Raw genomic sequence first — 324 nt, 5'->3', positions numbered from 1 at the left:
GGACGCCCTCGGCTACCTCGACGCCATGAACCGCCTCGCCCGCACCCCGGTGGACCCGGACCTGGAGCACTACCGGGCCGGCATGTGCGCCGTGCTGGAAGGCCGTACGGCCGAGGGCCACGCCCTGCTCCGCCGCTGCCTCGACCCGGCCGGTGACCCCGGCGCCCCGGCCGCGCTGCTGCGGGCCGGGGTCGCGGCGCTGGTCCTCGGAGACATCGCCGCCGCCTGCCGCTCGGGGGCCCGCGCGCTCGCCGCCGTACGGACCAGGGGGCCCGACGCGCTGCTGCCGCAGGCCCTCGAACACCTCGCCTACGCCGAACTGCG

1 pseudogene is annotated in these 324 nt (G+C 78.7%); it reads left to right on the top strand.

The features are described 5' to 3' along the window. Nucleotides 1–324 (top strand): annotated as a pseudogene (locus G3I54_RS10870) (LuxR family transcriptional regulator); the annotation flags it as partial.

The organism is Streptomyces sp. SID14515 (genome assembly GCF_010548505.1).
GTDB classification, from domain to species: domain Bacteria; phylum Actinomycetota; class Actinomycetes; order Streptomycetales; family Streptomycetaceae; genus Streptomyces; species Streptomyces caviscabies.
Note: the sequence above shows the minus strand (reverse complement) of the source record. Positions and strands in the feature narration are given on the sequence as shown.